Here is a 24840-nt window from a genome sequence, read left to right as displayed (position 1 = left end):
AGGATTGAGCCGCGCGCGATAAAACGAAGACCCAAGCCTTATCCCATGCTGATGAAAACACGTCGATCAGCCAGGGCCGAGGTCAGGAAGAATGGTCACCCGAAGAAGGTTAAGTAAGTGCCATTCAGATCTGTCCCTTTTCTCTCCTTCTTTTCTCTGAGTCGAGATAAAAGCATGCCTTGGAGGGCCATTGATGCGACACGATGTTGTTTTACGCTTTGTAGTGATGACTTTATTCTGCTTCACGCTGACCGGGTGCATTAATTACGAACATAAAAGCGCAGAAGGAAAACCCTGGGACGAGGTCGCGACAATTCGGCAGTTCGACAAGCATCTGTCGATAGACGAGATCGATGACGATACGTCGCTATATTGGCTAGCCCGCCAAACCGAGTATCGAGTCGGAGCGGGACGGCATAAACTTTCCGTGCTGTACGCTATTGGAACCGGATACTCACGTCCAATTGAAATGACCGTGGATTTGGTCGGTGGCCGTACCTATGGGCTTTATGGCGTTTCTTCGATGAAATGGTGGTATTACGAAGTTCGTGATGTCGAGACAGGGCGTTCCGCGAAAGTTATAGAGCCGGCGGTCACAACGACGCCTTCTGAATCAGCCGGGCAGGCGGTCCAATAATATTATCGTGTAAAGGGCGTTTGCTCTCTGTCGGTTGGCGTAGCCGTTGGCGATGAATAGCGAGGGCTGCTTCGCAGCCCAGCGGGAGCAAGCTCCCTCGTCACAGAAGCCGGATTGTTGATCGCTCGCCCATGGCGCAGTTTTATTTTGCTATCCCCTTCTTTTGTGGTTACAGCGGACACCACGGGTCTCCCCCCTTCGCGCTTTCCAGGATCTTCGGAAAGTTTCGCTCAAAGGCCCAGCCTGAAGCCACGGCAGTCATGGTGGTTTTGCAGGCGGGGTTCTTTTTCGAGACGATCACGTTCATATAGAACTGGCTGCCGTAGATTGTCGGCGCCCATAGCACCATGTCGCTTCTCTCGGCATTGCTGTCGACTTTCAATTGGATGGTATTGACGAGTCTCCCCCCCGTTGTGAGCTCGGTCACTTGCGGGTGAAAGCAGTGGTTCAGGTAGCCTTGCACCCGCTCTTCGACCACTGCCCGCTCTTGCGTCAGGCAGTACTCGGGGCTGGTTACGCCAGTGTTCAGCAGCTCGTCCTTGGTATACGGATGCAGTGAGCAGCCGCTCAATAGCAGGAAAACGATCCCTGTAAATTTCTTGTACAAAACTCATGCTCCATCAGAGGTTGTGGGCTGCCAAAACTGATTGCCGCAAGGGCGGCGGGCGGGACTATACGCAATTTGTTCCGTTATGGAATTGTTAAACAGGCTTGTCGTAGGAATTGACTGAACGAATATTCCCCATTGACTTGCAGGACATTTCCTAGAAAATTCCAGTCCCTTGCGCCTGCTGATTTCGGTGCCTAGTCTTTGTCCTCCGCTGCCAATTCAGCGGTCGGGTTTAGTCGCTCGGTATTTCGTTAGGCGCAAGGTCTCCTTGAAGTCAGGCTGCGTTTTCTCGCCGATTTTATGGTGGCTGTGCGCAGGGCACTTTCGGGTGCGCCGGTTTCCTAACGTCCCGGTCGACTAACCTGCGCACAGCCGCCACCCCACTTCGTTTAGTCGCGAATAGTGGCGGATCCGACTGACGTTAGGAGGTCCATATGGACAAACTCATCCCCGACCCACCCGCTCCACCGCTGCATCTGGACATCGCTGCCGACGCCAACGCCGAACGTGTCATCGATTCCTATCATCGGCTCCCCGGGAAGAGGCAATGCTAGCATCGGCGTAAAGGAAACAGAACGAGTTGTACCTCCTGCGGTAGTAGGTGGAGGAGCAATCCAAAACGAGGGGGCTAATGCTCTTCAGCTATTGCCTGATTTCGCAAATAGTCGAAAAGCATTTGAACATTATGCCAAACATTCCCAAGGTGTAATATTGGGCAAAAAAGGAAAAGCTGTGGCGAAGCCAGATGGTGCCGATGTGCCTGAGTTCATTTCGTATGATTCGTATGTCAGTGCTGCGCGGTCTTTTTGGGCTCCATCTACTCGGGCGGGTATTCATCAGGGCATTCGAGCAGATGGCTCTGTTCTTAGGTTTGAGCCGTCAACTGGATATTTTGGTGTCATGCGAAATGGAAAGATAAATACTTTCTTTAGGCCTGATGGCGACGCCGCCGCACGGCTAAAATATTTCAAGGATCAGTTGTGAAAGATGAGAATGTTTTTGAGCTTTGCTCAGCAGTTTTGACCAAGCTTGGTTTTGGTAATGAAACTTTGATGTCTTTGATTCAGAAATGGAGGTTTTTTATTGAGGAATGTCAGGAGGGATATGATTGGGACTATTCTGAGTATAGAAATGAGCTTCGGGTGAGGGGCTTAATAGAGGAGTTGCTGAACGATCCAAGGATCTCCAATGCCGATGCGTTGGGACATCTTTTTTCGGAGGTGTTCCGCCTTGACGAAAAATTTAAGTGTTTATTGCAGTCAGGCGTCTCTGTGCTTGAAGGGGGGCACTGGTGGGAACAAGGTGTTTTAATTCGTGCTGGGGGTGAATACTGTCATTATATGAAAAGCGCATACGGAATTTATGTGGAGAGTATAGAAGGGTAGAATGTCGAAAAAATTAAAGGTGGGATCTGTTTTTGAGGTGTAAGCGGGACTGGTGTTCTGTTTTTAAGTATATAAATAAATCTTGCATTTTTTTTGCGTCGACCAGTTATTCCCAGAAATATGGATGCACGAAGGTCGAAAAAATTGAACCCATTGACGGAATTACCTATGTCATCTTTGGGGAATAGAAATTTATTAGCGCAAATATTGGATGGAAAGTCGCCCGGTATCGTGTTGAACATGATGCTGGAAGTCGTTCCGGATTTAGATGAATATGCCAGAAGGAAAACCCTGGGCCGAGGTCGCGACAATTCGGCAGTTCGACAAGCATTTGTCGATAGACAAGATCGATGACGATACGTCGCTATATTGGCTAGCCCGCCAAACCGAGTATCGACTCGACGCAGGAAAGCATAAACTTTCCGTTAAGTACGCTATTGGAACTGGATACTCACGTCCAATTGAAATGACCGTGGATTTGGTCGGTGGCCGTACCTATGGGCTTTATGGCATTTCTTCGATGAAATGGTGGTATTACGAAGTTCGTGATGTCGAGACAGGTCTTTCGGCGAAAGTTATAGAGCCGGCCGTCACAACGACGCCTTCTGGATCAGCCGGGCAGGCGGTCCAATAGTTTTATCGTGGAAAGGGCGTTTGCTCTCTGTCGGTTGGCGATGAATAGCGAGGGTTGCTTCGCAGCCCAGCGGGAGCAAGCTCCCTCGCCACAGAAGCCGGATTGTTGATCGCTCGCCCATGGCGCAGTTTTATTTTGCTATCCCCTTCTTTTGTGGTTACAGCGGACACCACGGGTCTCCCCCATTCGCGCTTTCCAGGATCTTCGGAAAATTTCGTCCAAATCCCCAGCCTGAGGCCACGGCGGTCATGGTGGTTTTGCAGGCGGGGTTCTTTTCCGAGACGATCACGTTCATATAGAACTGGCTGCCGTAGATCGTTGGTGCCCATAGCACCATGTCGCTTCTGTCGGCATTGCTGTCGACTTTCAATTGGATGGTATTGACGAGTCTCCCACCCGTCGTGAGCTCGGTCACTTGTGGGTGAAAGCAGTGGTTCAGGTAGCCTTGCACCCGCTCTTCGACCACCGCCCGCTCTTGCGTCAGGCAGTACTCGGGGCTGGTTACGCCAGTGTTCAGCAGCTCGTCCTTGGTATACGGATGCAGTGAGCAGCCGCTCAATAGCAGAAAAACGATCCCTGTAAATTTCTTGTACAAAACTCATGCTCCATCTGAAAAAGGCAATATTTTCCATCTATTTAAGAGGTGGATGGCCGTGTGGCTGGATAGGTGACTGGCCCAAGGGCCGTCAGCTTGTCTATCGTGAAGGTGCTCATCAACACTTTGATGAGTACACCGATGGTGGCGTTCAGCGCGGCGATGCAGAGGGCAAACATCACCTCAGTGATCATCCATCAGTGGCCATGGAGCGACTTCCAGGACATGAACTCCGATGGTCGTAACCCGTAGCGCGCGAGCACCCCTTCGTGCAGGCGACGGAGTTCTTCGATGATCAGTGCTTGCACTTGCGGCTGCTCTCTTTCTGAAACATATTCCGCTACCGAGCGTTGAATACATGACAACGGGTCAAGTTCTGGGTGAGTGATGATTTCCCGAATGGTCTTCTTGATGAGGTCTCGCCATGCCAGGCGTAAAGGGTCCGGCTCCGCAAGGTCTTGCTTGATTGCCAGATATTCCTGTGTCGAGCGTTCGTAGGCCCAGATATACAGGTCGCGAAGCAGCTCTACACGGGTCATTTCGTACACACCCAATGTGGCTCGGCTGTAGGCCTGCTCCGGTACATCCAGAAAGGTCAGCGGACAAAGATTGGCACGGAACAAGGGGAGATTCGCTGCCAGTCGGGATGTGCGTTTATTGATGTCGGCAAAGGGCTGCAAGTAGGGCAGGTGCACCATCATGAAGAAAGACTGCTCGAACGGATCAGCGATCTGATTGGCTTTGCCAAGCAGGACGTCCAGTGCATCTTCAATTTGCTGTGGCGTTGAGAGCGGGCGATAGGTGCTTTTCCCGATGTCGACGGCGTGCTGGCGAATTCGGCCCTCGTCTGCTGGGTTGGGCAGTAGGTTTTCGGCCAAGGCGCTATGCAGGTTCATTAATGTGTAACGGTTGAACTCGGCACTCTCGATGTTCTCGACCAAAAGCTCGATAGCTGTCTTATGGTTCAAGATCATCTGCGTTTCTATAGCGGCCTTGCCCTGTGCTGCCTTACCTTGCTCGATGAGTTGTCGTGTGTCGAGCCGTGAGTAGGTGTTCCCTTCCAGATGGCTTGATGCCCACGACAGATCAATCAACAAGCGATTCAGGACCGCCCGGCTGTAAGTGCCTGCTGGCTCCGTCGCATCAGCGGTTTTGCCCATCCTGTGCAATTGGCGCCGCAACGACTCAGGTAAGTACCCTGTCTCGTTAGGACGATAGGCGTCCAGAAAGTCACGTTGGTAGCCCACCGGCTTGCGCGCTTCTGTGGGCTGGTTGATATAGGCGAGTATGTCCCGGCTGTCTGCAGATAATGGAATGAAGGCAGGGAAGGCATCGGTGTCAGTATTCAGGGCGTGGGTTTCGGCCTGGTGTTCTATTGCGAAATAACGTCGTGCCCTGCCTTCTCCCTGTGCAGTGATTTGGCTGCTTTCGACCAGGTTTGCAAGGATGCGCTGCGCCGTTCGCCGGGCGATTTCCGGGTGCTTGGTCAAAAGCTCTGAGAGGCTCGCCCCGCTCCTGGATGCCAGGATACTGTTCAGTATGTCGGTGGTCGAAGGCATGGTTATGTTGGCGCTGTTAGAGAAGATTTGGCGCGATTATGGCGCAGTTCTCAGAATCGCGCCATTTTGGATTGAAAATGTGGCGCAGTTCTTGACGAACTGCGCCACAGCTCATCGCAGCAGATGGATGTAGTTGCTCCCGACGGTGGGGGCTACGTTATGGCCATAGTCGCCCGTCTTCACTTACTCCGCCGCCTGCGCCCGCAATCGCCTGCCAATCACATCCATCACATCACACCCGTCGCGCAACGCGATCGTCAGCATTTTGCAAAAGTCGGAAAGCACCAGCGTGTCGGAACTGATCTCCGAGCGGAACGCGATGTTTTCCAGCAGTTGGGTCACGGTGCGGATGCGGTAGTCAGCGGTTTCGAAGAGGACATCAAGCGGGGCTTGGGTGTCGATCAGCAGGGTAGCGGGGATGCAGTCGACGCCGGTGATGGGCATGTATCGGTTCATCGGTAGGACCTCATTCAGTTGAAAGGAGCTACCTCGTTGCCGGGTCGCCAAACCCGAGTCGCCATTGGGGCGACGAGGAACTATAGGCCGCCCCGATCAAGCGCTACAAGACACCGCTTTCCGAGCTTCATGTAGGAGCTTTGGCCTTTCAGTGGCGGTATTTCCCTACATCGCTTTGTGGCTATCAACAAGCTCGAAACCAGCCGTCCATTCGGCACATCATCATGGCTAGAGAGGTGATCGTGGCGAGGGAGCTTGCTCCCGCTCGGTTGCGCAGCGACCGTAAAATCGTGGGGCCGCTACGCAGTCCAGCGGGAGCAAACTCCCTCGCCATAGGGTGAAAGCGATTGCCGCTGCGGGACCTGACACTCGGCGCTGATCCAGGGGAATCGCGGATCACGTCGGCCGTGGTGCCGGTGTTGGAGCAACTACCGCTGCAAACACTGTGGTTGCCCAACTGCGCCGGGATCGATGCAGACGGTTGGGATCGCTTGGCCAGGTTGCCAGCCCACGTGACAGGTCCCGGAATCTGACGCGCTGATAGGAATAGGCAATGCCCCAAGGCAAACCGGCATAGGTGGGCCATTTTTCGATCGTTACCATGGCCTCCTGTTTATCCATTGGAGTTCACCATGCACGACAGAAAAACCCTCTTCATCACCGGCGTGAGCAGCGGCTTGGGCAACGCCCTGGCGCAAGAGGCGCTCGCAGCGGGCCACCGTGTCATCGGCACTGTGCGCAGTGAGGCGGCGTTGCAGGCCTTCGAAGCGCTCTCCACGGAACGTGCCCATGGCGTGATCCTGGACGTCACCGAGTTCGACCGAATCGATAGCGCAGTGGCGCAGATAGAAACCACTTACGGCCCGGTCGATGTCCTGGTCAACAATGCCGGCTACGGCCATGAAGGCATCTTCGAAGAATCGCCGCTGGAGGAGATGCGTCGCCAGTTCGACGTCAACGTGTTTGGCGCGGTAGCGGTGACCAAGGCCTTCGTGCCGTACTTTCGTCAGCGCCGTGCCGGTCATATCCTCAATATCACTTCCATGGGCGGCACCATTACCATGCCGGGCATTTCCTATTACTGCGCGAGCAAGTTTGCCCTCGAAGGCCTCTCCGATACGCTGAGCAAGGAGCTGCTACCGTTCAACATCTTCGTGACCGCGGTCGCGCCAGGCTCGTTTCGCACCGACTGGGCGGGGCGTTCGATGCAGCGTACGGCGCGGAGCATTGCCGACTACGACGCCAGTTTCGATCCGATACGTAAAGCGCGCGTGGAAAAAAGCGGCAAGCAACTGGGCGATCCTCGGAAAGCGGCGCAAGCGATGTTGCAGATCATTGCCAGCCCGACGCCTCCTGCGCATGTGTTGTTGGGCAGCGATGCACTGAACCTGGTGCGCGACAAACTCAGTCGTGCGGCCAGTGAGATCGATCAATGGGAAGCGCTGACCCGTTCGACCGACGGTTGAGCGACCAGCAAAGGGGCATCAATGACTCAGGCCTCAAACACCTCGCGCATGGTGCAGTTGATGGAACATCTTGCGCCGGTCGAGGGCTACAACCTCAGCGCGTTGGAGGACATCCGTTTTCTGCGTTCGAACCGGCCGCTGACGCGCACGCCGGTGTTGTATGAGCCCGGTATCGTGATCCTGTGCCAGGGGCGCAAGCGCGGTTATCTGGGTGAGGACGTCTATGTGTATGACGCCCAGCACTATCTGGTGGTGTCTGTCCCGGTTCCGTTCACCATGGAGACCGACGCCACCGAAGCTGAGCCCATGCTGGCGGTCTACATGCGCCTCGACTTACAGCTGGCCAGCGAGTTGATGTTGCAAGAGACCCTCGGCCCCAGCGATGCCCAACCCAAAGGCATGTACGCCTCGCCCATGGACGATTTGCTGCGCAGCTCGACGCTGCGTTTGCTGGAAGCCATGAGCCGCCCGGGCGAAGCGCAAATACTCGGGCCGTCACTGGTACGGGAAATCTACTACCGGATCCTGACCGGCGAGCAGGGCGGCTCGATGCGCGCCGCGCTCAGTCGCCAGGGGCACTTCGGCAAGATCACCCGGGCAATCCGCAAGATCCATAGCTGCTACCACGAGCATCTGGACGTCGAAGCGCTCGCCCATGAAGCCAACATGAGCATCCCCAACTTTCATCTGCACTTTCGCAGCGTGACGGACTCCACGCCCATGCAGTACTTGAAATCGACACGCCTGCACCAGGCGCGACTATTGATGCTGCACAACCCCATGAGCGCTTCGACGGCCGCGTTCAACGTCGGCTACGAAAGCGCCTCGCAATTCAGTCGCGAATTCAAGCGGATGTTCGGGCGAACGCCTCAGGCGGAGATTGAATGGATGAAGGCGACTTATGCGTTGCCGGCACCTGTTGCGCCGTCTGTTTATGTTTCGTCGCATTAGCGCTGGGCTGGATCCTGCTGGAGCTGAAATTGTTCAAATATTTAGATATTGAGCATAAATAACCAAGACGTTAAATTTTATTGGTTATTTTTTGTTGTTTTATCCTTCTTTTGATGTGAAAAAGCAATTTGCCTCAAGTTATGTTCATTTATGATTGGATCCAATGTTCGGTGACGTCAGATGCCGAGCCTGCCCACCTACGGACGTATCAAAAAGGATAAACGCCATGATGCTGAAGGATCCTTCCAGCAAATATCGACATTTCACCACCGTGGATCTGCCGGACCGCGCCTGGCCCAGCCGGGTCCAGTCCGTTGCGCCTAGCTGGTGCAGCGTCGATATGCGCGATGGCAATCAGGCCTTGATTGAGCCGATGAATGCCGAACGCAAGCGCCGTTTCTTCGACCTGTTGGTCAAGGTCGGTTTCAAGGAAATCGAAGTAGGCTTTCCCGCCGCTTCGCAGACTGACTTCGACTACGTGCGCGAACTTATCGAAACCGGTGCGATTCCCGATGACGTGACGATTCAGGTCATGACGCAAGCCCGCAGCCATCTCATCGAGCGCACGTTTGAGGCATTGAAGGGCGCTCCTCGCGCTATCGTGCATGTGTACAACGCGACCGCCCCGGTGTTTCGAGACGTGGTATTCGGTGTTGACCGCGCCGGGTGCATCGAGATTGCCACCCAGGCCACTCGCGAAATCAAACAGCACATGGACGACAATCCCGAGACGCAGTGGACCTTCCAGTATTCCCCCGAAACCTTTTGTTTCACCGAGTTGGATTTTGCATTGCAAGTCTGCGAGGCGGTGACGGACGTCTTCGCCCCAACGCCTTGCAACAAGATGATCCTGAACCTGCCGACGACCGTCGAAGTCTCCACGGCCAATGTTTTCGCCGATCAGATCGAATGGTTTTGCCGGCATTTCAGCCGTCGTGACAGCGTGATCATCAGCGTCCATCCGCACAATGACCGGGGCACCGGGGTTGCCACCGCCGAGCAGGCCTGCCTGGCCGGTGCCGAACGGGTCGAGGGCACGCTGTTTGGTAACGGCGAGCGAACCGGCAATGTCGATGTCCTCACCCTGGCCATGAATCTCTACACCAGCGGTATCGATCCACAGCTGGATTTCTCGGACATCCTCCACGTCCAGCGCGAGGTGGAGCACTGTAATCAGCTGCCCACGCATCCTCGCCATCCTTACGCGGGCGAGCTGGTGTTCACGGCTTTTTCAGGGTCGCATCAAGACGCGATCAAGAAAGGCTTTGCAGTGCGCCAGGCCAACCCCGATGGCTTCTGGGAAGTGCCTTATCTGCCTATTGATCCGGCGGACATGGGGCGCAGTTATGAGGCGGTCATTCGCGTCAATAGCCAATCCGGCAAAGGCGGTGTGGCCTATCTGCTTGAACAGCATGGGGTCGTGATGCCGCGCCGGTTGCAGATGGAGTTCAGCACCCTGGTCCAGCAAGAGGCGGATGGATCGGGCCAGGAGATCAGTAGCGAGATGATCCTTGCGTGCTTTACCCGGCATTATCTGGAGGAGGGCAAGCCCTACACGTTGTTGCAGCCTAAATTGGTCAGCGAAGGCGCTGTGACTTACCTGGAGGGCGTGCTCGACATGGGTGGCACCCAGTTCGATCTCAGCGGTGAGGGCAACGGGCCGCTGGCGGCGCTGGTCGATGCATTTGCCCAGCGAGGCGTTCACTTCGATATCGCCGATTATCATGAGCACGCTGCTCGCGATGGGGCTCAGGCCGAAGCACTGGCCTATGTCGAGATTCGCGTGAATAACCGGCTGCTATTCGGCGCCGCGCGCGACGGCAGTAGTTTGCTGGCGTCGCTCAAGGCGGTGACAAGCGCCGTCAATCACGCATCACGCCAGGGGCTGCTCAGCATGATGCGCGCTGCGGTGCCTTGCTGACAGGGTTGCGTGTACAGCCCGGCGCCGCTGCTGTGGCGCTCTAGCGCATATCCGCATAAGGCGAGATCGGCTCCACCGGTAGCGGCAGGTTGCCTTGCCAAGGGTCAAATGTGTAGCGCAAGTAAAGCAAGGCCCGGCTCGGGGCGTAGCCTTCGCTGTGCTGCCAGGTGATGCCGGCGCCCAGGACCAGGTTATCGGAAAGGCGACGTTCCACGAGGCCCTGGACACGTAAATTGTAGCCGTTGCTGCTACTGCCACTCTTGGTCAGGGACGGGTTGTCCACCAGCGTCTTGTTCGATTGCGCCAGCAGGCTCTGCAGATCAGCTTCGCGATTGTCTTTGGGGTAGAAATCAGAGCCGTCGATTTGCGCGAACGACCAACCCACTGAGCTTTCGAGCAGGGCCGACCAGTCGGCGTTACGCCAGGCGTAGTTCACCGGCACGCTGACCGAGTAGTACTGCTGTGGGCTGTAGTAGCCGCCCTGGCCGAGTGTATCTTCGCTCAAGTCCTTGTCGAAACCCATGTACATCAGGGTCAGGCCAGTGCGCAGACGTTCGTCGGCACGTTCCATCAGGCGATAGTAGTAACCGCCCATGGCTGTGCGCCGTTGGTTGTTCTCAACGTTCTGCCCCACTAACCAATGACTGCTCAGGCTTGCCCACACGCCATCCTTGGCGCCTCGGTCATGGCTCAGGCCCAAGGTGAAGCCGTTGGCGGTAACGCCGCCCCACTGGGTTCCGGTGACCGGATCGACCGCACCGGCATACGACACCAGTGAATTGGTCAGGGGGCGCCGCGATGCCGTGAGGCGGTAGTCCAGGCTGCTCCAGTCGCCGCTGTAGGTGACACCGCCCACCCAGTTCGACACGGTGAACTCTTGTGGCGTATGACCAAGGTCGAAGGCCCATCGATCATCGTGCCAGCCCATGCCCAGCTGGGTGCCGCGCACGCTCTGCGAAGCGCTGGTACAGCCATTCGCCACCACCGCGCACAAGCCGAACCGGTCGCTGCTGGAAAAATTGCTGACATCCAGATTTATGTCTTCAGCCTGGACAAAACCCTGCCCTTGCGCCACCGGCGCGTCGATGCGCAGGATGGTGGTTTGGGTGGTCAGGTCCGAGACCCCCGAGGAACTGTTGTCGGTGCGCCAGGCGAGGTCGTGGTATAGGTTCACCGTCGGATTCTGTTTTTGGTACAGCTCGTCGACGTCGCTGCGGATGCTGCGCTTCAACCAGTCATCGCTGTCGCTGGCACGGCTGGCCAAGGTCATGGCGCGGTTGTCGCGCGGTTGGGCCTGTGGCGGTTCGATCATCCTTGCCGCGCCCATGCTGCGCGCATAGTCATCCAGAGCCCGCTGCGGCTCTTCTCGGGACAGCAGACGCGCCGCATCCCGATAGACCAACGGATCACTTTGCGGGGTCTTGAGCAACTGCGCGAACAGCGCGTTCGCACGCGTCTTGTCGCCCAGCGACGCCCAGGCATTGGCCAGCCGGCGCTGAAACGACACATCCGCCGGTACCGGCGCCGACACGGCCATAAGACTGACCTTGGCGGCGTTCGGTTGACCGCTGGCGATCAGCACTTCGCTCAGGCCGAGTTGGGCCTCGGCATTGTTCGGCACGCTGGTCAGCACCTTGCGATAGCGGCTTTCGGCCTGTACCAGGTCGCCACGCTGCTGAGCCCAGTCGGCCAGGGTCAGTTGGTCGTCAGTGGTCGGCGCGCGCATCAGCAGCGCTTCGGCCTGGGCCTCATGGCCGCCGTCGCGTAGCGCTCGGGCCTTCGCGAGCAACTGGCGACGCTGCAGACGAGCCCACAGCGCGTTCATGTTGTCGTTCCAGGCGGCACGGGGGATCTGTTGCAGAGTGCCCATGGCATCGCCGTCACGCTCGGCATTGGCCAGAAACAGGCCGTGGGCATAGCGCGCGTCGGCGTTCTGGCCCCGACGTTGTAACAGCCCGTGGAAGCTTTGATCGGCCTCGGCATGGAGACCAAGTTCGCGTTGGGCATTGGCCAAGCGGTACACCAACCAGGGATTGTCCGGGTCCAGCACGCGAGCCTTGCTCAAGGCTACCGTCACCTGCGCCCAATCGCTGCGCCGGGTAGCGCCATCGGCCTGCGCATTGAGGCGATCCAGCGTCAGCTCCCGACGCACGCTTTGGAACTCTTGCTGTTCTTTGGGCGTCAGGCTGTCGAGGTAGTGCTCGGCCTTTTCCGGTGATTGCGACTGGTACAGGCGGACCATCGCACGCACCGTGCTTGCATTGCTCGGATCGAGCTTGCGCGCACGCACCAGCAAGGCTTCTGCGGTGATGTCATCGGCTTCGCCCTGGGCAACGTAGGACAAGCCGATCAGCGGCGCAGGGTCGTTTGGCTTGGCTCGGTTCGCCTGCCGGTACCATTTTTTTGCAACGCGATAATCCTTTCGCTCAAGGGCTTCATCACCCTTTTGCAGCAGCATCCACTGATAGTTGGCAGCCTTGAGATCCTGCCATTTGGTCATCCAGAAGGTGTCTTGCTCGATGGACGAGGCTTTGACGAAAGCGTGGTATGCCGCTTCGTGCCTGTTCTGGCGCATCAGCGAAACACCCAGTGAACCCAGCAGGCTGGAGTCTTGCGGGTAACGCTTGATCGCCCGCCGCAAACGGGCTTCAGCGCCGACGTTGTTGCCGGCCTCAAGCAATGCCTTGCCTTTGACTCCGGCCTGCCAGGCCGGATCAGTCAGGTATTGCTCCTGCTTTTGCAGCTGTTTAGTCGCGTCGGGGCGCAAGCTGGTATTGGGATAGTGCTTCAGAAACACTCGCCAGCCCTGCGCGGTTTCGGGCCCTACCGGTTGTTCGAGCCAATAGTTGTATTCGCGCTCGGCAGCGTTGTTGCTGGCGTTCGGATCGCCAGCCAATTGATGCAGGACGTCCAGCGCCTCAGGATCACGCTTTTCGGCAAACAGCAGGCCGACCAAGGTCTGGCGCAGCGAGGCATTGCCGGGGTACTGCCGGTCCAGTTCGCGCAGTTGCTCTATCACGACAGGGCGCTCGGCCTTGATGCCGCTACGCACATTCAGATATTCCAGCGCCGTGGCAAAGTCCGGCATATCATCGCCGAACAACTGTCGATATGCCTTGATTGCGTCTTCAGAGCGGCCGGCGACGGCCAGCAGGCGCGCCTCCTGCAGAGCCTTTTGACCGTCGGCACCGTGCATTTTCAACAAGCTCTCGGCCTGACGCAGGGCCGCCGTGCCTGGTGCCTGTTGGCGCAGTTGAGCGACCAGGCGTTCGGCTTCCGGTTGATTTTTTTGCAGCAGTGCCTGGCGGACTTCGAGAACTTTCACCTGCGGATTGTTCGGGGCGATCAGCTCCAGACGAGCCAGCGAGTCATGCACCAGGTCTTCGCGGTACAGAGCCTCACCAATGCGGACCTGCTCCAGCAGCCATTGCTGCTGGTCGGGCGGGCTGAGAGGCTGGCCCAGGGCGACCCCATAAACGCTGCTCAGCAGCAGCCCGAAACCGGTCATTTTTTGCATGGGGCAATCCAGTTTGGCACGAGGCGTCCGTTCTTATCGAAGCGATAACGTTGTTGGTCCCAGCCCTGCCCGAACAGCGTCAGTGATTGGTTGTAATAGGCATCTGCCAAGGGCGGCTGTTGTTGCAGGCGTTGGCGTTGGGTCTTGAGGGCAGCCACGCTGTCCGGGCTGGCAGCCAGCAAGGGCAGCAATGCGGCACTGAAACCAACCGGGCCGGCGCCATTGTCAAGACCGGTGAGTGTGTCGACTTTTTCCGGAACGTGGCCCCGCCGCACAGTCAGGTCCAGCATGGGTTTGAAGTGTTCGATCAACCTGGTGCGCCCGGGGGTATCCTTGTCCAGCATGCCCAGCCAGAGGTAGACACGAATGGCGTCATAGCTACCAACGCTGCCTTTCTGAGTGTCCACGGCCCAACCCTGCCCGGGTTTCCACCGTTGCCAGTCGGGTGCCAGGCCCTTGGGTGAGCTTTCGATCAGCAGACGCTCGGTGTTGCTGGCCAGCTCCGCCCAGATCGGTGCTTCCAGGGCGAAGCGTGCCAGCAATTGCGGCGGCAGATAGCTGGCATTCAGACGCCAACCCTCGGCGTTTTCGAATCCGGAGTCGCCGGGCAACAGCATCAGGCCCAGGCCTGGTAGCTTGCGCAGGCTTTGTGCCGCACTGCGCCAGAGCAAGCTGCGGCCCAAGGCCAGGTAATCCGGTTGATGCCACAGACGCCCGGCTTCCAGCAGGCTATAGGCGATCCACAAGTCGGCATCGGTGGCGTTATTGCTATCGAGTACCTGCCAGCGGCCAGCGTTGTCGCGGCCCCACTGCCATGCCGGAAGCTGCCGGTTAAGGTCTCCGCCGGCCAAATTGTCCTGAGTCCAGCGCAGCACTTTGGCGAAGCTATCACGGTCGTTGCCCAGCAGGGCGAAAAACAGCCCGTAGCTCTGTCCTTCAGACGTGGAGATCAACTGCTCCGAGGAGTGGTCAATGACCCGTCCGTCCGAGCTGAGCATCGCCTGACGAAAATTCTGCCAGGCCGGCCAAGCGCATTCGGCAGCACCGGCAAAGCTAGGCGCTACGATCAACGCGGCCAAGGCTGACGCGAAAAAAGCTTTCACCCGACTACTCCTGACCGGCCAGGCGACGACGGGCAGCCCAACGGAGTGCGCGCCACAGTAGGAATGCCGTCAGCAGCGCACTGATGGTGGCCATGACCGCCAGCAGGATCGGGTGCTCGGACAATTGGTACCAGAGCAGCAGCCACCACGGAAGGTGGCCGACGAAGTACTGCTGGCCCACCCAACTGCTCTCTACGCCACTGCTGCGGATCAGCGCCACAGAACCGGTAACAGCGTCCATTTTTCCCACGTCGCCCAGGGTGTCGCGCAGCAGTTGGTAATCGGCGTCATCGCTCGCCAGCAAGGCCACGATGCTGCGCTGTGGGTGATACGGCGACTGCAAGCCAACGATGGCGGCGATCGGTGCCTGGGCGCTGACTTCGACGCGGTTGGCAGCCAGGTCGCGTTCATCGCTGAACTGACCGGCGCGGGTCGACTTGCCGCTCTGCTCGTGGGACGGTTTGAGTAGCCAGGCACGCGTCTTGTTCAGCACCAGATTGGCATCGGCGCCATCGCCCACGCCCGGCGCCATGGCGCCGAACACCAGCAGATCGACATCCGCCTTGGCGTCGTCCCAGTTGTCCGACAGCCGCAGGCCAAACGCGGGCAGGCCTGAGCGCGCAGAGATTGCGGCGATGGTCTCGAACACCGTACTCAGTTGCACGGCACTGATGTGGGGCGGCACCATCACCAGGGTTTGCGACAGGTCAGCCATACGGCTGTATGGAAAACCGCTTCGGGCAAGGGCGCGCAGGTCGGGCATGGCGATGTAGTGATAGTAACCGGACAGGTCGATGGTCGACTCTTCATCAATCACGGCCTGGTTGTTCACCGGCAGTGAAGACTGGCAACGGTCGCGCTGGGCACTGCCAAAGGTGCTGGCGAAGTTGAAGTCGAAACGCAGGGTGTTACGGTCGCCAATCTTCAGCGCTGGCACCAGCAACTTGTCGCTGTGGTTAGCCGACTCGTTGGACAGCACCGCCAGGCGCAGCGCCTCCAGACGGCTGTCGGTCTTGCTTTGCAGCGCCAGGCTGGTGATGAACTGGTTGTTCAGGCTGATGGTCAAGCGCGATTCGTCGTTGACCGACGGTGGCGTGTAACGGAACTTGGTTTGCAGCGCAATCCCTTGGTTACGCCAGAGGAACAGGTCAGGCGGCAGATTCACGTCCACCGTGATGGGACGTGGCTGCAGCCCGTTGGCCTGAAGCTGCTCGGGGTACTTGATCAACTCGGCGAAACGTACCGAGCGGTCCGTGCGCATCCAGTTCGGCGCGTCATAAGGCACCCGAGGCTTGAGCTGCTCGACCTTGTTGACAGTCACGCTCGAGCCCCGGAACGCGCCTGCGCCCAAGGCCAGGGCGCGGGCAGCTACAGCCAGGTCATCGTCATTGCGACCCAATACCAGCAAGACTTTACTGTAGGGATCCTGCGGGTTGTCGATCATCTGTACAACGGGTGCATCCACGGCCGGGAACTTGTCTGTGTCAGCGAGGAAGGACGGACGATGATCGTTGGTGGCAAAGACAATGGCCGACTTGGCGCGATGGTGTTCATCAGCGGGCGGCAGCTGGTCGAACAGAACGGGGAACTGCGCACCACGCCAGGCGGCCAGACTGCCGAAATAGGACACCAGGATACCGGCTGCACGCTGCTCGCCCAAGGTCGGCGCATCGGCCAAGACCATGTTCAGGACCGGCTTGTCCTGGCCCCGAGTGTCGAAGAAAGGCATCGGGAAATAGGCCAGGTCGTTCTTGAGTGCGAGTGCCTGCTCCTGCAATTGGATCTGGCTGCTGCGCCCAACGTTCAGCCATAGCGTGCTGTTGGCCGGATCTTCGCAGATATCGGTGTAGTGGCCGACGAACTCCAGGCGTACGCGGTTGAAGTCCGAAATCAGTCGCGGGTCCAGGGCTACCGATTGGGTGACCCTCTTACCCAATTGCTCCTTTTCGATCGGTACAACGCTCATTAGCACGTCGTTGAGATACACACGTAAATGCGAGATCTGTGGCTGCAGCGAAGGCGACGGCGTGTACTCCAGCTGCAGTTTCGCGTCACTGGCAATACGATCACGACGCAGGCTGAACTCGATCTGGTCGCTATTGTGGATGCCCAGCAATAGGCTGTCGGCGGGACGGCCCAGCTGTTCGAAGCTGTACGCGGTGTTCCAGCTCGGTACGTTGCTGACCGCGGCTGGCGCGGCTGGCGCGGCTGGCGCTAGTGCGGTGGCGGCCTGGGCACAAACGGTGGTCAGGAGCGCCAGACTGGCAAAAAGGGTTTTGCTGAAGTAGCGGCTCATGGTGCGCTCACTGATCGAGAGTTGAGAGATGGGGCAACGGCCGGCATGCGCGGCAGAAAACTGGCCAGCCAGCGCAATATTCGCAACGGCGGGCCGGCGATGCGGCGGATCCAGGCAGGCAGGTATTCGTAGAGGCGGTAGTAACCGGTACCGCCAAGTTTGAGAATGTCCACAAAACTGTGCAGCGGGCGATCCGGGGTGAATTTCTCGCCCCAGTTGAGCCACGCGTCGGCGCGGGCAAACGTGCACTGCACAAAGTCGACTTTCTGTTGTGCATTGAGGCCGGTGAAGCTGATACCGATGAAGTGCTTGTGGCTGCGGCTGATATAGCCCGGGAACAGGAATTCACGGGTGCCGCGCTGCATCATCAGCGAGATGCTCCCACCCACCGCCAGCGACTGTGGGGTGTCGAGCTGGATGCCTGCGCCACCGTCGGAATAGTCCTGCAACATGCCTGGATAACAGTGACCATTCTCAAGGCGCACTGCCGCGGGCAACTTGACGTATACCCGGTGGGTGTGGCGAACCTGGCGAACTTCAGCGGCGACCGCCATGGCGCCCCCGATGATCAGCAGGTTGTAGATCACCCAGAGAATACTCACCACAACGGTGACAATCTCCTCGCGGGGGCCGCAGATCAGACGCCAGACGGCAAAACCCAGGCCGGTAATGTTCAGCAACGCCAGTAGCAGGTACGGCTGGGCGATTTTCCAGTCAAACTGGTTCTGCTCCATCAGGCCGCCCTTGGCGGTGACATTGAACTTGCCTTTGCTGGGGTTAAACAGTGCCACGGTGGTAGGGCGCGCGATGTACCAAGCCAGGACGGTCTCGTACACCTCCCCCCAGAAAGTCCGACGATAGGCGCCCTGCAGCCGCGAGTTGGTGATGCTTGCGTGGATCATGTGTGGTAGCACGTACAGCAGGATCATCAGCGCCGGGGCGTAGATGATGTAGGCATGCAGGAACAAAAACGCCAGCGGCGCCATCAGAAACACCAAGCGCGGCAGGCCGGCCAAAAAGTGCATCATCGCGTTGGCGTAACAGATGCGCTGGAAGAGGGTCAGGCCTTTTCCGAGCAAGGGGTTGTCGGTGCGGAAGATCTGCGCCATGCCACGGGCCCAGCGAATGCGCTGGCCGATATGCGCTGACAGGCTTTCGGTCGCCAGGCCAGCCGCTTGCGGCAATTTGATATAGGCCGAGTTCCAGCCGTTGCGGTGTAGGCGTAGCGCCGTGTGGGCGTCTTCGGTAACCGTCTCGACGGCAAAGCCGCCAATCGCATCCAGCGCGGTGCGCCGCAGCACCGCGCATGAGCCGCAGAAAAACGCCGCGTTCCACATGTCGTTGCCGTCCTGAATCAACCCGTAGAACAACTCGCCCTCGTTGGGGTGCTCGCGGAATACATTGAGGTTTCGCTCGAAGGGGTCCGGTGACAGGAAATGGTGCGGGGTCTGCACCAGCGCGAGTTTCGGATCACGCAAAAAGCCCCCGGTGGTCATCTGCAGGAAAGAGCGCACAGGTACGTGGTCACAGTCGAAAATGGCGACCAGTTCGCCGTTCAGTTGCTTCAGCGCGTGGTTGAGATTACCGGCCTTGGCATGACGATTGTCGCTGCGAGTGATGTAGCCCACCCCTACTTCGGCGGCGAACTGGCGGAAACTCTCGCGTCTGCCGTCATCGAGAATGTAGATGTTCAGCTTGTCGGCCGGCCAGTCGATGCCCATGGCCGCGTACACCGTACCTCGCACGATCGACAGGTCTTCGTTGTAGGTCGGGATCAACAGGTCGACGCTCGGCCACAGGCGCGTGTCGCGCGGCAGCGGCGCCGGTTTTCGGCCCAAGGGCCAGCACGTCTGGATGTACCCCAGGATCAGCACTACCCAGGAATAAGTTTCGGCCACCAGCAGGATCATCCCGCACATCAGGTCCAGGGGCTGGTTCCAGTTCAGGGTCGAGGTGTAGCGCCACCACAGGTAACGGCACGAGACGATGGTCGACAGGACCACCATCAACAACGTCGCAAAGCGGCCCGGAACCCGCCGCACCAGCATGGCCAAGCTCCACAGCAGCAAGACGAATACCAACTGGGAGACGTAGCCGAAGGGCTCGGTGATGCACAGCAACATAAAAATGAAGGCGACGACACCGATGGCCGCATTGGCCAATCGTTGGCTGTGACGGTCCAGGCCTTTCCACCAATGGCTGCTCTGACGAATTGGCTGGCTGGACTCGGTGCGCTGGGGCAACGCTTCCAGCACCTTGCCAATGCGCGTCCACTGCCGCAGGTACAGCGCGCCGACACGTTTGAGCCAGGCTGGGGTCGACAGCGTCCACCCCCGCGGCCTGGCCGGGCGAACCAGCAGTAGCCAGAGGCTTTGTACCGCATAGCGCAACGGATCGCCCAGGCTCGGAGCCTTGTCGTTCAGTTGTGGATACCAGCGCTTTGGCTGATCGAGCACTGCGCGCCAGTTCGGTGACTCCAGACGCAACAACAGCCATGCCAGGGCGTTCATTGTCGTCAGCAGCAACGCAATTGGCGGAGCACAGTCATAGCGCCGACGCAGGTGAGCGTAAGGGAAAATGCGAGCGATCATGCCGTCCCCATGCGTTGGGTCAGGCACCAGGTGGCCAGGCTCAGCACATCCTGGGCAACCAGACTGGCCTCGGCATATGCCCCCACCGGCATCTTGAACGCCTGGGCTTCGCGCATCGCTTCATCCTGATGCACGTTGAGAGGCAGCAGGCGGGCACCATATTGTTTGCGCCAGATCAGCAGCAGGTCGCGCTGCAATTGGCTGACCGGGTCGAAGCGGTTGATCAGCAGATGCTCGCGAGGGGCTTCCTCCTGCTGCAACAGCACGTGACAGGCAGCATCCGCCTCGACAATCTGCAGGCGCAACGCACAGGGTCCGACACAAGCATGACCGGACAGTCGCAAGGGCACATCGAACAGGATCCAGTCAAAGTGTTCGGCAAGGGCGGCCTGTCGGCGGCGCCATAGATTCGGCTCGTTTAGCAGGCGCTGCTCGATGTGGTCCTGCTCGTCCCGTTTCAGGCGGCCGTAAGGCAACACACTCAATCCCGGTTCCACGGTCCAGGCCTCGGTGTTCCAACCCTTACCTTCGATCATGGCGCGCGCCCAGCCACCGCGCTCGCCGAAGCTGACACTGAAGTGCAGGCGAAGCAGGTTTTCCGGGCACATGTCGACCAGCAGCACGCGCTCGCCCAGGCTATGCAGTGCATAGCCTGTGGCCGCCAGCAGCGAGCTGGTGCCGACACCGCCGCGTAGACCACGCAGGCTAAGTGCGGTCACGACAGCATCTCCAGTTCGGGCTCACGTATCATCGGCAGGACCGCCGGCTGCAGGCGGTCCATCTCTGCCAGCAGCGGCCAGCGATGCAGGGCCTTTTGCAATTCGATCTGTGCGGAGGTGTCCACGTAGTCCAGTTCGGGCAGCTCAAGTGCCAGTTTCAGGCGGGCGATGTCATCGGCACGATCCGCACGCGACTGCACCCTGGCCTTCACTTGAAGCGCTGTGGGTAAGGCAGCCATGCTGCTTTCTCCTTGATTCGTATGTAAGGTTTCCCGGCGTAGTCAACGACCACCGTGCCAGCGTTTTCGGAGACTGCCGCTGTCTGCGGCAGATTGCTCAGCAGAGCCGACCAGTTCGGACCCTGGCCATCCGCCTGGGGTTGGGCGCTATACAAGCGGCTGATGATCTCCGACAGGGCCAGGAAACTGCTCGGATCGGTGATGTGCCGGGGGGCAGAACCGGGGTTATGCCCCATGCCCACCAACTTGATGCCGACCGGCACGTGGGTAATGGACTGGCTCGGAATCTCGCGCATGCCGGCGATCTGCATACGGTCGCCATGCAGCGCCGCACCATGCTCCGGCACGATCACCACCACTACCCGACGGCCACTGAGTTCCAGTTGTTTGAGAAAGCCACTGAGGTCATCGATCAGCCCTTGGGCAAGCGGTTTGTAATCGCTGCTCCTGGTGCCGCCATCAGCGGTCAGCACACGGTTGCCGTCATGCAGTGTGGTGGTGTTGTAGAACAGCGCCACGCGATCGTTCTTTTCTACTTCGCGGTGCTTCCACCAGGCGTCCAGTACCTGAGCATCGCGCAGGATCGGTGAACCGTCGAAACCCACCAAGGCACGCGGTAATTTGCTGGTACTGATCGCGGGCCCCGGCAATGACCCTTGGGCGCGGACTTCATCAAGGAAGCCTTCGAACTGCCCAGTGTGGTTGAGCATCACTTCGCTGGAAAAGCCCAGCTTGCTCAGGTCGTCCATCAACATGCACTGTTGCGGCGCGGTGCCATAGAGCTGCTTGTGCGGAACCTGTCCACAACTGGCGCGCAACAGGCGGATCGCCGCCGGGCCGCTGTAGGAAGTGGCCGAGTTGAAGTTGTCGAAAATAACGTCCATCTGCTGGAACAGCGTGTTGTCGCGCAGGCCCACGGTTTCCAGATCATCCCAGGCCATGGAGCAGATATTGATCAGCAACAGGTCGAAAGGCTGCGCTGCAGAGGTCGAAGGCTTGAACTCCACCTGCCGTCCAGCCTCGGTGCTATAGAACTTCTGCAGGTAGGCTTCCAGTGTCGCGCTGTCTGGGGGGGCCGTGCTCACCGCTGCAATGGGAGCGCCACTGGCCGCCGCCGCGACCGGCTCGTCGCTGGGGCGCAGGGCTAGCACATTCGCGCTGGCCAGCCAGGCTAAACCCAGCACACTCAGAGTGGTCAGGCGCAGCCAGTGCCGGACGAAGGCGTAGACCACCACCAACACAGCCAGCAGCGCACACAGGTTCCAGTCAATGAAACGACCCATCAGTTCGACCATGTATGCACCGCTGAAATCCAGCACGCCTGGCTGGTTCAGCAGGCGGCTGAAGGGCGGCAGCCAGGTGTCCTGGTAAAACAGCGCAACACCCACGGGGATCGCGATGGCTGTGCGCAGGATACGCAGATAACGATGCGGCAACGGCAGCAGCAACGCCGCCGCGAACACCAGGTTGGGCAATACCTGCAAGTTCAGGTAACCCGCCCACAGCAATACGAACTTGAGGATGAAATACAGATTCCAGGGGCCCAGGCCCGGCCAGACGCGCACTGACGCCGGGTTAATGACTTCAAACTGGCTCATTGGGCTCGCTCTGGGCTGGGGCACGACGACGCACACCACGGGATTTCAGGTAACGCGGGGGCAAGAAACCCTGCACGACAGATAGAAAATGGCGACCGAATCTAATCAGTACCACGATCAGTGCCAGGGTCAGCAGGCTACTGAGGCCAATTACCTGGATCAGCTCGGAATAACTCATGAACAAGGGTCCGTAATGGGCAGTGTGGTGCGTTGAGGCGAATAGGCAACACGGCCGGCCGCTTCGGTGGAGCTACCGACCGTGTGTTCTTCTGCCAGAGCGAACGTGAGAGGCAGCAAGGGCGCCGCGAGGAAGTCCTCGCGCGGCAACGCTTCAACACCTTGGAGAATCTGGAAACTGCTGAAAAGATCGCGCCAGGCGAGCCGACAGATATTCCCCAATGCGGGTTCCAGTCCGTCCGCGCGACAGCCAAACAGGAACAGATAAAAGGCACCGTTGACCACGCAGGCGACGTCACCAAAACGACGCAAGCCGATTTGACTCGAGTACTGCTCGATTTCCAGGCCACCGCGCGGCATCAGCTTGAGCAGTTGGTGGCTGATTTCTCCAGAGGCGCCGTTATAGACACGCTCCACCATGGCGATGAATTCCTGGGGCGTTAACAGACCGCGCTCGGGGGGCGGCCGCAGACGTTCGAATAGGGACTGGAAGTTGGTGGTGCGGCTCCGACGCCAGGTCTGGCCCTGGGCTCTGTCGATGATGCTGAAGAAGTGCGCCAGCGTCGTCCCATAGGGCACGGTGATGTTGGCACCGCAGGACACCAGCAAACGCTCGTCCCGATAACGCAGGCAGGGTTCCATCTCGCGTATGATGATCTTCAGTGCGATACCGCAGCGCTCGCGCAGGGCGTGAATCTGACGAGCCAACGCTTCGACGTGCAGGTTGCTGTCGATGGCCACGATGATACTGGCAGCACGAGCGTGACTGGCTTGCTGAAGCAAGTCCTCGCGGCTCTCGAACAGCCTCCACTGATCCGACAACGGCGGCGAGCCTTCAAGCACAGAACGCTGGGTCAGGTAGATCCGCTGGTCGTCGGTATGGGGCACTTGCACATTGGCCTGTTCATTGACCGACAGCGCAAACCCGTCCACCAGCAACTCGAGCTCGAACTCCTGCCCGCTGCACACGCCCAGTTCGCTGTGCCAGTAGTGCAATTGATAGCGAATACCACCATCACGGCGATAGAGCTGAGCGAGCCCGGAGATCGTATCGTTGAGCCGCAACAAACGGTCATGCAGTTGAGGTGTCTGGCCATGGCTGATCACCAACAGAGAGCATTGGCGTGCGCCCAGCCATTGCCTCAGGGACAGACAGCAATGCCGCAGCTGCGGCGCGACGTCGCCCTGCCATGCGCTCCCCGGCAGCATCAACACAATGGTAGTGCCGGCAACCGGAGCAGCCCGGGTCAGCTCGCCGACCAGCGATTTGAGGGTCAGACCAATGTCGTCTTTGTTGATGTCAAACAGCTTCAGCTGACCAGGACCGGTATCTGCCGCCAGTCCCTGGGCCAGGTCCTGACTTGAATGTCCGCAGCACACTAACATCCCTTGCGCATGGGCCGGCATCGCTGCCAGGCACTGGACCGCCAGCGCGGCAGAGTCGCTCGCCTGATCCACTGCCACCCAATAGAGCCCGCCGTCACGTAACAATATCTGCTCATCGCGCAGATGGCGGATGTCTAAGGTGACCTGACTCAAATGAAACTCCCTTTTCCTTTAAATCGGATGCGGCGCGATCAGCACCTTCCCTGGCGTTACAGTTTTTCAAATGCGTCACGTTTCTGACGACTAGCACAAGCGCTCCGAGCCGGGCTCAGTGTCAGACTTAGTCAGCATGAGTAGGGTGTTGCACTGCCAAGTAGCCCCCATGATGTTCAGCAAGCGAGCTTTCAAAGCAGTATCGAGCGGCTGGAAGAAGACGAAATACCGCATTCTCCGCCGATCACCATTGGCAGACTCTCTTATGCCTCGGTGATGGCGCGCAATTGTGATGACGTTGGACTGGTAGTGTCAATAAATTGTAACTAATTTGCTCAAATATTGTGCAAAAACGGTTGAGCTGAGGATTTCGCCATTTTATTGGCGATCGCGAGGCGGCCTAATTTCAACACGCTGATTTATACCGCTTGGGGAATGCTCCGCTGTACGCTGCAGGGTTCAAGGTGGGTCGGCCGCCGGCCGCTGACACCCAACAGGTAAGGGGGGGATCTCATTGCCGGGCAGAGCCGCCGCCGGATCCACTCATCAATCACACCAACGAGTAAACAAACCGCTTACCGGGGCTCCTCCGAAGCAAATGAACGGCGACTGGTTCGGTACATTCTTAATGAATTGGGCCTATACCGCCGGGTTCAACACCTTGTCGCAATTGCTGGCGATGTTCACGCTGTTCACTGCCGCCGCGGTCTTTTTGTTCCCGGGTCGCCAAGGCGAGGTCGACGTCGGTGTCGAATCCACGCCCCGATATCGCCCGTCTCTCATCGGATACCTGGAAAAATTCACTGCTCGGATCTTCTTTCAAATACACCTACACCGACTACTTGCC

20 protein-coding genes and 2 pseudogenes are annotated in these 24840 nt (G+C 58.6%); 8 read left to right on the top strand and 14 right to left on the bottom strand.

Going from position 1 to position 24840, the window contains the following annotated elements:
- The first annotated feature begins 193 nt into the window (after nt 1–193).
- Nucleotides 194–637 (top strand): hypothetical protein, encoded by a 444-nt coding sequence (locus AACY31_RS25260; protein ID WP_339505268.1) that lies wholly within the window; start codon nt 194–196, stop codon nt 635–637.
- Between the two features lie 169 nt (nt 638–806).
- On the opposite strand, the gene AACY31_RS25255 is transcribed toward AACY31_RS25260, so the two are convergent.
- Nucleotides 807–1244: a hypothetical protein gene (locus AACY31_RS25255; RefSeq protein WP_339505267.1), complete on the bottom strand. Its 438-nt coding sequence runs from the start codon at nt 1242–1244 to the stop codon at nt 807–809.
- Between the two features lie 510 nt (nt 1245–1754).
- Between AACY31_RS25255 and AACY31_RS25250 the strand changes: the two genes are divergently transcribed.
- From AACY31_RS25250 to AACY31_RS25240, 3 genes are all read left to right on the top strand, one after another.
- A complete protein-coding gene (locus AACY31_RS25250; protein ID WP_339505266.1) occupies nt 1755–2231 on the top strand; it encodes a hypothetical protein in 477 nt (158 codons plus the stop codon).
- Nucleotides 2228–2632, top strand: a complete 405-nt coding sequence (locus AACY31_RS25245) for a hypothetical protein (protein ID WP_339505265.1) — start codon at nt 2228–2230, stop codon at nt 2630–2632. The genes AACY31_RS25250 and AACY31_RS25245 overlap by 4 nt, the downstream gene beginning before the upstream one ends.
- 268 nt (nt 2633–2900) lie before the next feature.
- Nucleotides 2901–3266: a hypothetical protein gene (locus AACY31_RS25240; protein WP_339505264.1), complete on the top strand. Its 366-nt coding sequence runs from the start codon at nt 2901–2903 to the stop codon at nt 3264–3266.
- Nucleotides 3267–3423: 157 nt separating this feature from the next.
- Here the strand turns inward: AACY31_RS25240 and AACY31_RS25235 are convergent, their stop codons facing one another.
- The 4 genes and pseudogenes from AACY31_RS25235 to AACY31_RS25220 form a co-directional block, all read right to left on the bottom strand.
- Nucleotides 3424–3861 carry a hypothetical protein gene (locus AACY31_RS25235; protein WP_250965876.1) on the bottom strand — a complete coding sequence of 146 codons (438 nt, stop codon included), beginning with the start codon at nt 3859–3861 and terminating at the stop codon, nt 3424–3426.
- Between the two features lie 74 nt (nt 3862–3935).
- Nucleotides 3936–4055 (bottom strand): annotated as a pseudogene (locus tag AACY31_RS25230) (DMT family transporter); the annotation flags it as partial.
- A gap of 3 nt (nt 4056–4058) precedes the next feature.
- Nucleotides 4059–5420, bottom strand: a complete 1362-nt coding sequence (locus AACY31_RS25225) for a Fic family protein (protein WP_339482342.1) — start codon at nt 5418–5420, stop codon at nt 4059–4061.
- Nucleotides 5421–5603: 183 nt separating this feature from the next.
- Entirely contained in the window at nt 5604–5876 is a 273-nt protein-coding gene (locus tag AACY31_RS25220) for a hypothetical protein (protein ID WP_339505263.1), read from the bottom strand.
- 347 nt (nt 5877–6223) lie between these two features.
- Here AACY31_RS25220 and AACY31_RS25215 point away from each other — a divergent pair.
- From AACY31_RS25215 to leuA, 4 genes and pseudogenes are all read left to right on the top strand, one after another.
- Nucleotides 6224–6409 (top strand): annotated as a pseudogene (locus AACY31_RS25215) (leucine-rich repeat domain-containing protein); the annotation flags it as partial.
- 99 nt (nt 6410–6508) lie between these two features.
- Entirely contained in the window at nt 6509–7342 is an 834-nt protein-coding gene (locus AACY31_RS25210; RefSeq protein ID WP_339482339.1) for an oxidoreductase, read from the top strand.
- A gap of 21 nt (nt 7343–7363) precedes the next feature.
- Nucleotides 7364–8293, top strand: coding sequence for an AraC family transcriptional regulator (locus AACY31_RS25205; protein ID WP_339505262.1), 930 nt, complete (start codon nt 7364–7366; stop codon nt 8291–8293).
- A gap of 226 nt (nt 8294–8519) precedes the next feature.
- Nucleotides 8520–10214, top strand: coding sequence for a 2-isopropylmalate synthase (leuA, locus tag AACY31_RS25200; RefSeq protein WP_339482336.1), 1695 nt, complete (start codon nt 8520–8522; stop codon nt 10212–10214).
- 40 nt (nt 10215–10254) lie between these two features.
- Here the strand turns inward: leuA and bcsC are convergent, their stop codons facing one another.
- Genes bcsC through AACY31_RS25155 form a run of 9 tightly spaced genes read right to left on the bottom strand, consistent with a single transcriptional unit; the run spans nt 10255 to nt 23993 of the window.
- Entirely contained in the window at nt 10255–13731 is a 3477-nt protein-coding gene (gene bcsC / locus AACY31_RS25195; protein ID WP_339482335.1) for a cellulose synthase complex outer membrane protein BcsC, read from the bottom strand.
- Nucleotides 13719–14834, bottom strand: coding sequence for a cellulose synthase complex periplasmic endoglucanase BcsZ (bcsZ, locus tag AACY31_RS25190; RefSeq protein WP_339482334.1), 1116 nt, complete (start codon nt 14832–14834; stop codon nt 13719–13721). Before bcsZ ends, bcsC begins: the two co-directional genes overlap by 13 nt.
- Nucleotides 14835–14838: 4 nt before the next feature.
- Nucleotides 14839–17130: a cellulose biosynthesis cyclic di-GMP-binding regulatory protein BcsB gene (bcsB, locus tag AACY31_RS25185; RefSeq protein ID WP_339505261.1), complete on the bottom strand. Its 2292-nt coding sequence runs from the start codon at nt 17128–17130 to the stop codon at nt 14839–14841.
- A complete protein-coding gene (gene bcsA / locus AACY31_RS25180; RefSeq protein ID WP_339505260.1) occupies nt 17127–19721 on the bottom strand; it encodes a UDP-forming cellulose synthase catalytic subunit in 2595 nt (864 codons plus the stop codon). Before bcsA ends, bcsB begins: the two co-directional genes overlap by 4 nt.
- The gene (gene bcsQ / locus AACY31_RS25175; RefSeq protein WP_339482330.1) at nt 19718–20440 is read right to left on the bottom strand and encodes a cellulose biosynthesis protein BcsQ; all 723 of its coding nucleotides are present in this window, start codon (nt 20438–20440) and stop codon (nt 19718–19720) included. The genes bcsA and bcsQ overlap by 4 nt, the downstream gene beginning before the upstream one ends.
- Nucleotides 20437–20679, bottom strand: coding sequence for a cellulose biosynthesis protein BcsR (bcsR, locus tag AACY31_RS25170; RefSeq protein ID WP_339482328.1), 243 nt, complete (start codon nt 20677–20679; stop codon nt 20437–20439). Before bcsR ends, bcsQ begins: the two co-directional genes overlap by 4 nt.
- Nucleotides 20649–22277, bottom strand: a complete 1629-nt coding sequence (bcsG, locus tag AACY31_RS25165) for a cellulose biosynthesis protein BcsG (protein ID WP_339505259.1) — start codon at nt 22275–22277, stop codon at nt 20649–20651. Before bcsG ends, bcsR begins: the two co-directional genes overlap by 31 nt.
- Nucleotides 22264–22455 (bottom strand): cellulose biosynthesis protein BcsF, encoded by a 192-nt coding sequence (gene bcsF / locus AACY31_RS25160; RefSeq protein ID WP_339482326.1) that lies wholly within the window; start codon nt 22453–22455, stop codon nt 22264–22266. Before bcsF ends, bcsG begins: the two co-directional genes overlap by 14 nt.
- Nucleotides 22452–23993 carry a BcsE family c-di-GMP-binding protein gene (locus AACY31_RS25155; RefSeq protein ID WP_339505257.1) on the bottom strand — a complete coding sequence of 514 codons (1542 nt, stop codon included), beginning with the start codon at nt 23991–23993 and terminating at the stop codon, nt 22452–22454. Before AACY31_RS25155 ends, bcsF begins: the two co-directional genes overlap by 4 nt.
- Between the last annotated feature and the right edge of the window lie 847 nt (nt 23994–24840).

The organism is Pseudomonas sp. RL_105y_Pfl2_101, from assembly GCF_963970585.1.
Taxonomy (GTDB): domain Bacteria; phylum Pseudomonadota; class Gammaproteobacteria; order Pseudomonadales; family Pseudomonadaceae; genus Aquipseudomonas.
This window is presented reverse-complemented; position numbering and strand designations above follow the sequence as displayed.

What these genes read in the sequence shown, in the direction of transcription:
- bcsR (WP_339482328.1), bottom strand. Translation starts at nt 20,679, where the DNA reads ATGGCTGCCTTACCCACAGCGCTTCAAGTGAAGGCCAGGGTGCAGTCG.
- bcsF (WP_339482326.1), bottom strand. Translation starts at nt 22,455, where the DNA reads ATGAGTTATTCCGAGCTGATCCAGGTAATTGGCCTCAGTAGCCTGCTG.
- bcsB (WP_339505261.1), bottom strand. Translation starts at nt 17,130, where the DNA reads ATGAGCCGCTACTTCAGCAAAACCCTTTTTGCCAGTCTGGCGCTCCTG.
- leuA (WP_339482336.1), top strand. Translation starts at nt 8,520, where the DNA reads ATGATGCTGAAGGATCCTTCCAGCAAATATCGACATTTCACCACCGTG.
- bcsG (WP_339505259.1), bottom strand. Translation starts at nt 22,277, where the DNA reads ATGAGCCAGTTTGAAGTCATTAACCCGGCGTCAGTGCGCGTCTGGCCG.
- AACY31_RS25225 (WP_339482342.1), bottom strand. Translation starts at nt 5,420, where the DNA reads ATGCCTTCGACCACCGACATACTGAACAGTATCCTGGCATCCAGGAGC.
- bcsA (WP_339505260.1), bottom strand. Translation starts at nt 19,721, where the DNA reads ATGATCGCTCGCATTTTCCCTTACGCTCACCTGCGTCGGCGCTATGAC.
- AACY31_RS25210 (WP_339482339.1), top strand. Translation starts at nt 6,509, where the DNA reads ATGCACGACAGAAAAACCCTCTTCATCACCGGCGTGAGCAGCGGCTTG.
- bcsC (WP_339482335.1), bottom strand. Translation starts at nt 13,731, where the DNA reads ATGCAAAAAATGACCGGTTTCGGGCTGCTGCTGAGCAGCGTTTATGGG.
- AACY31_RS25220 (WP_339505263.1), bottom strand. Translation starts at nt 5,876, where the DNA reads ATGAACCGATACATGCCCATCACCGGCGTCGACTGCATCCCCGCTACC.
- AACY31_RS25205 (WP_339505262.1), top strand. Translation starts at nt 7,364, where the DNA reads ATGACTCAGGCCTCAAACACCTCGCGCATGGTGCAGTTGATGGAACAT.
- AACY31_RS25260 (WP_339505268.1), top strand. Translation starts at nt 194, where the DNA reads ATGCGACACGATGTTGTTTTACGCTTTGTAGTGATGACTTTATTCTGC.
- AACY31_RS25240 (WP_339505264.1), top strand. Translation starts at nt 2,901, where the DNA reads ATGAATATGCCAGAAGGAAAACCCTGGGCCGAGGTCGCGACAATTCGG.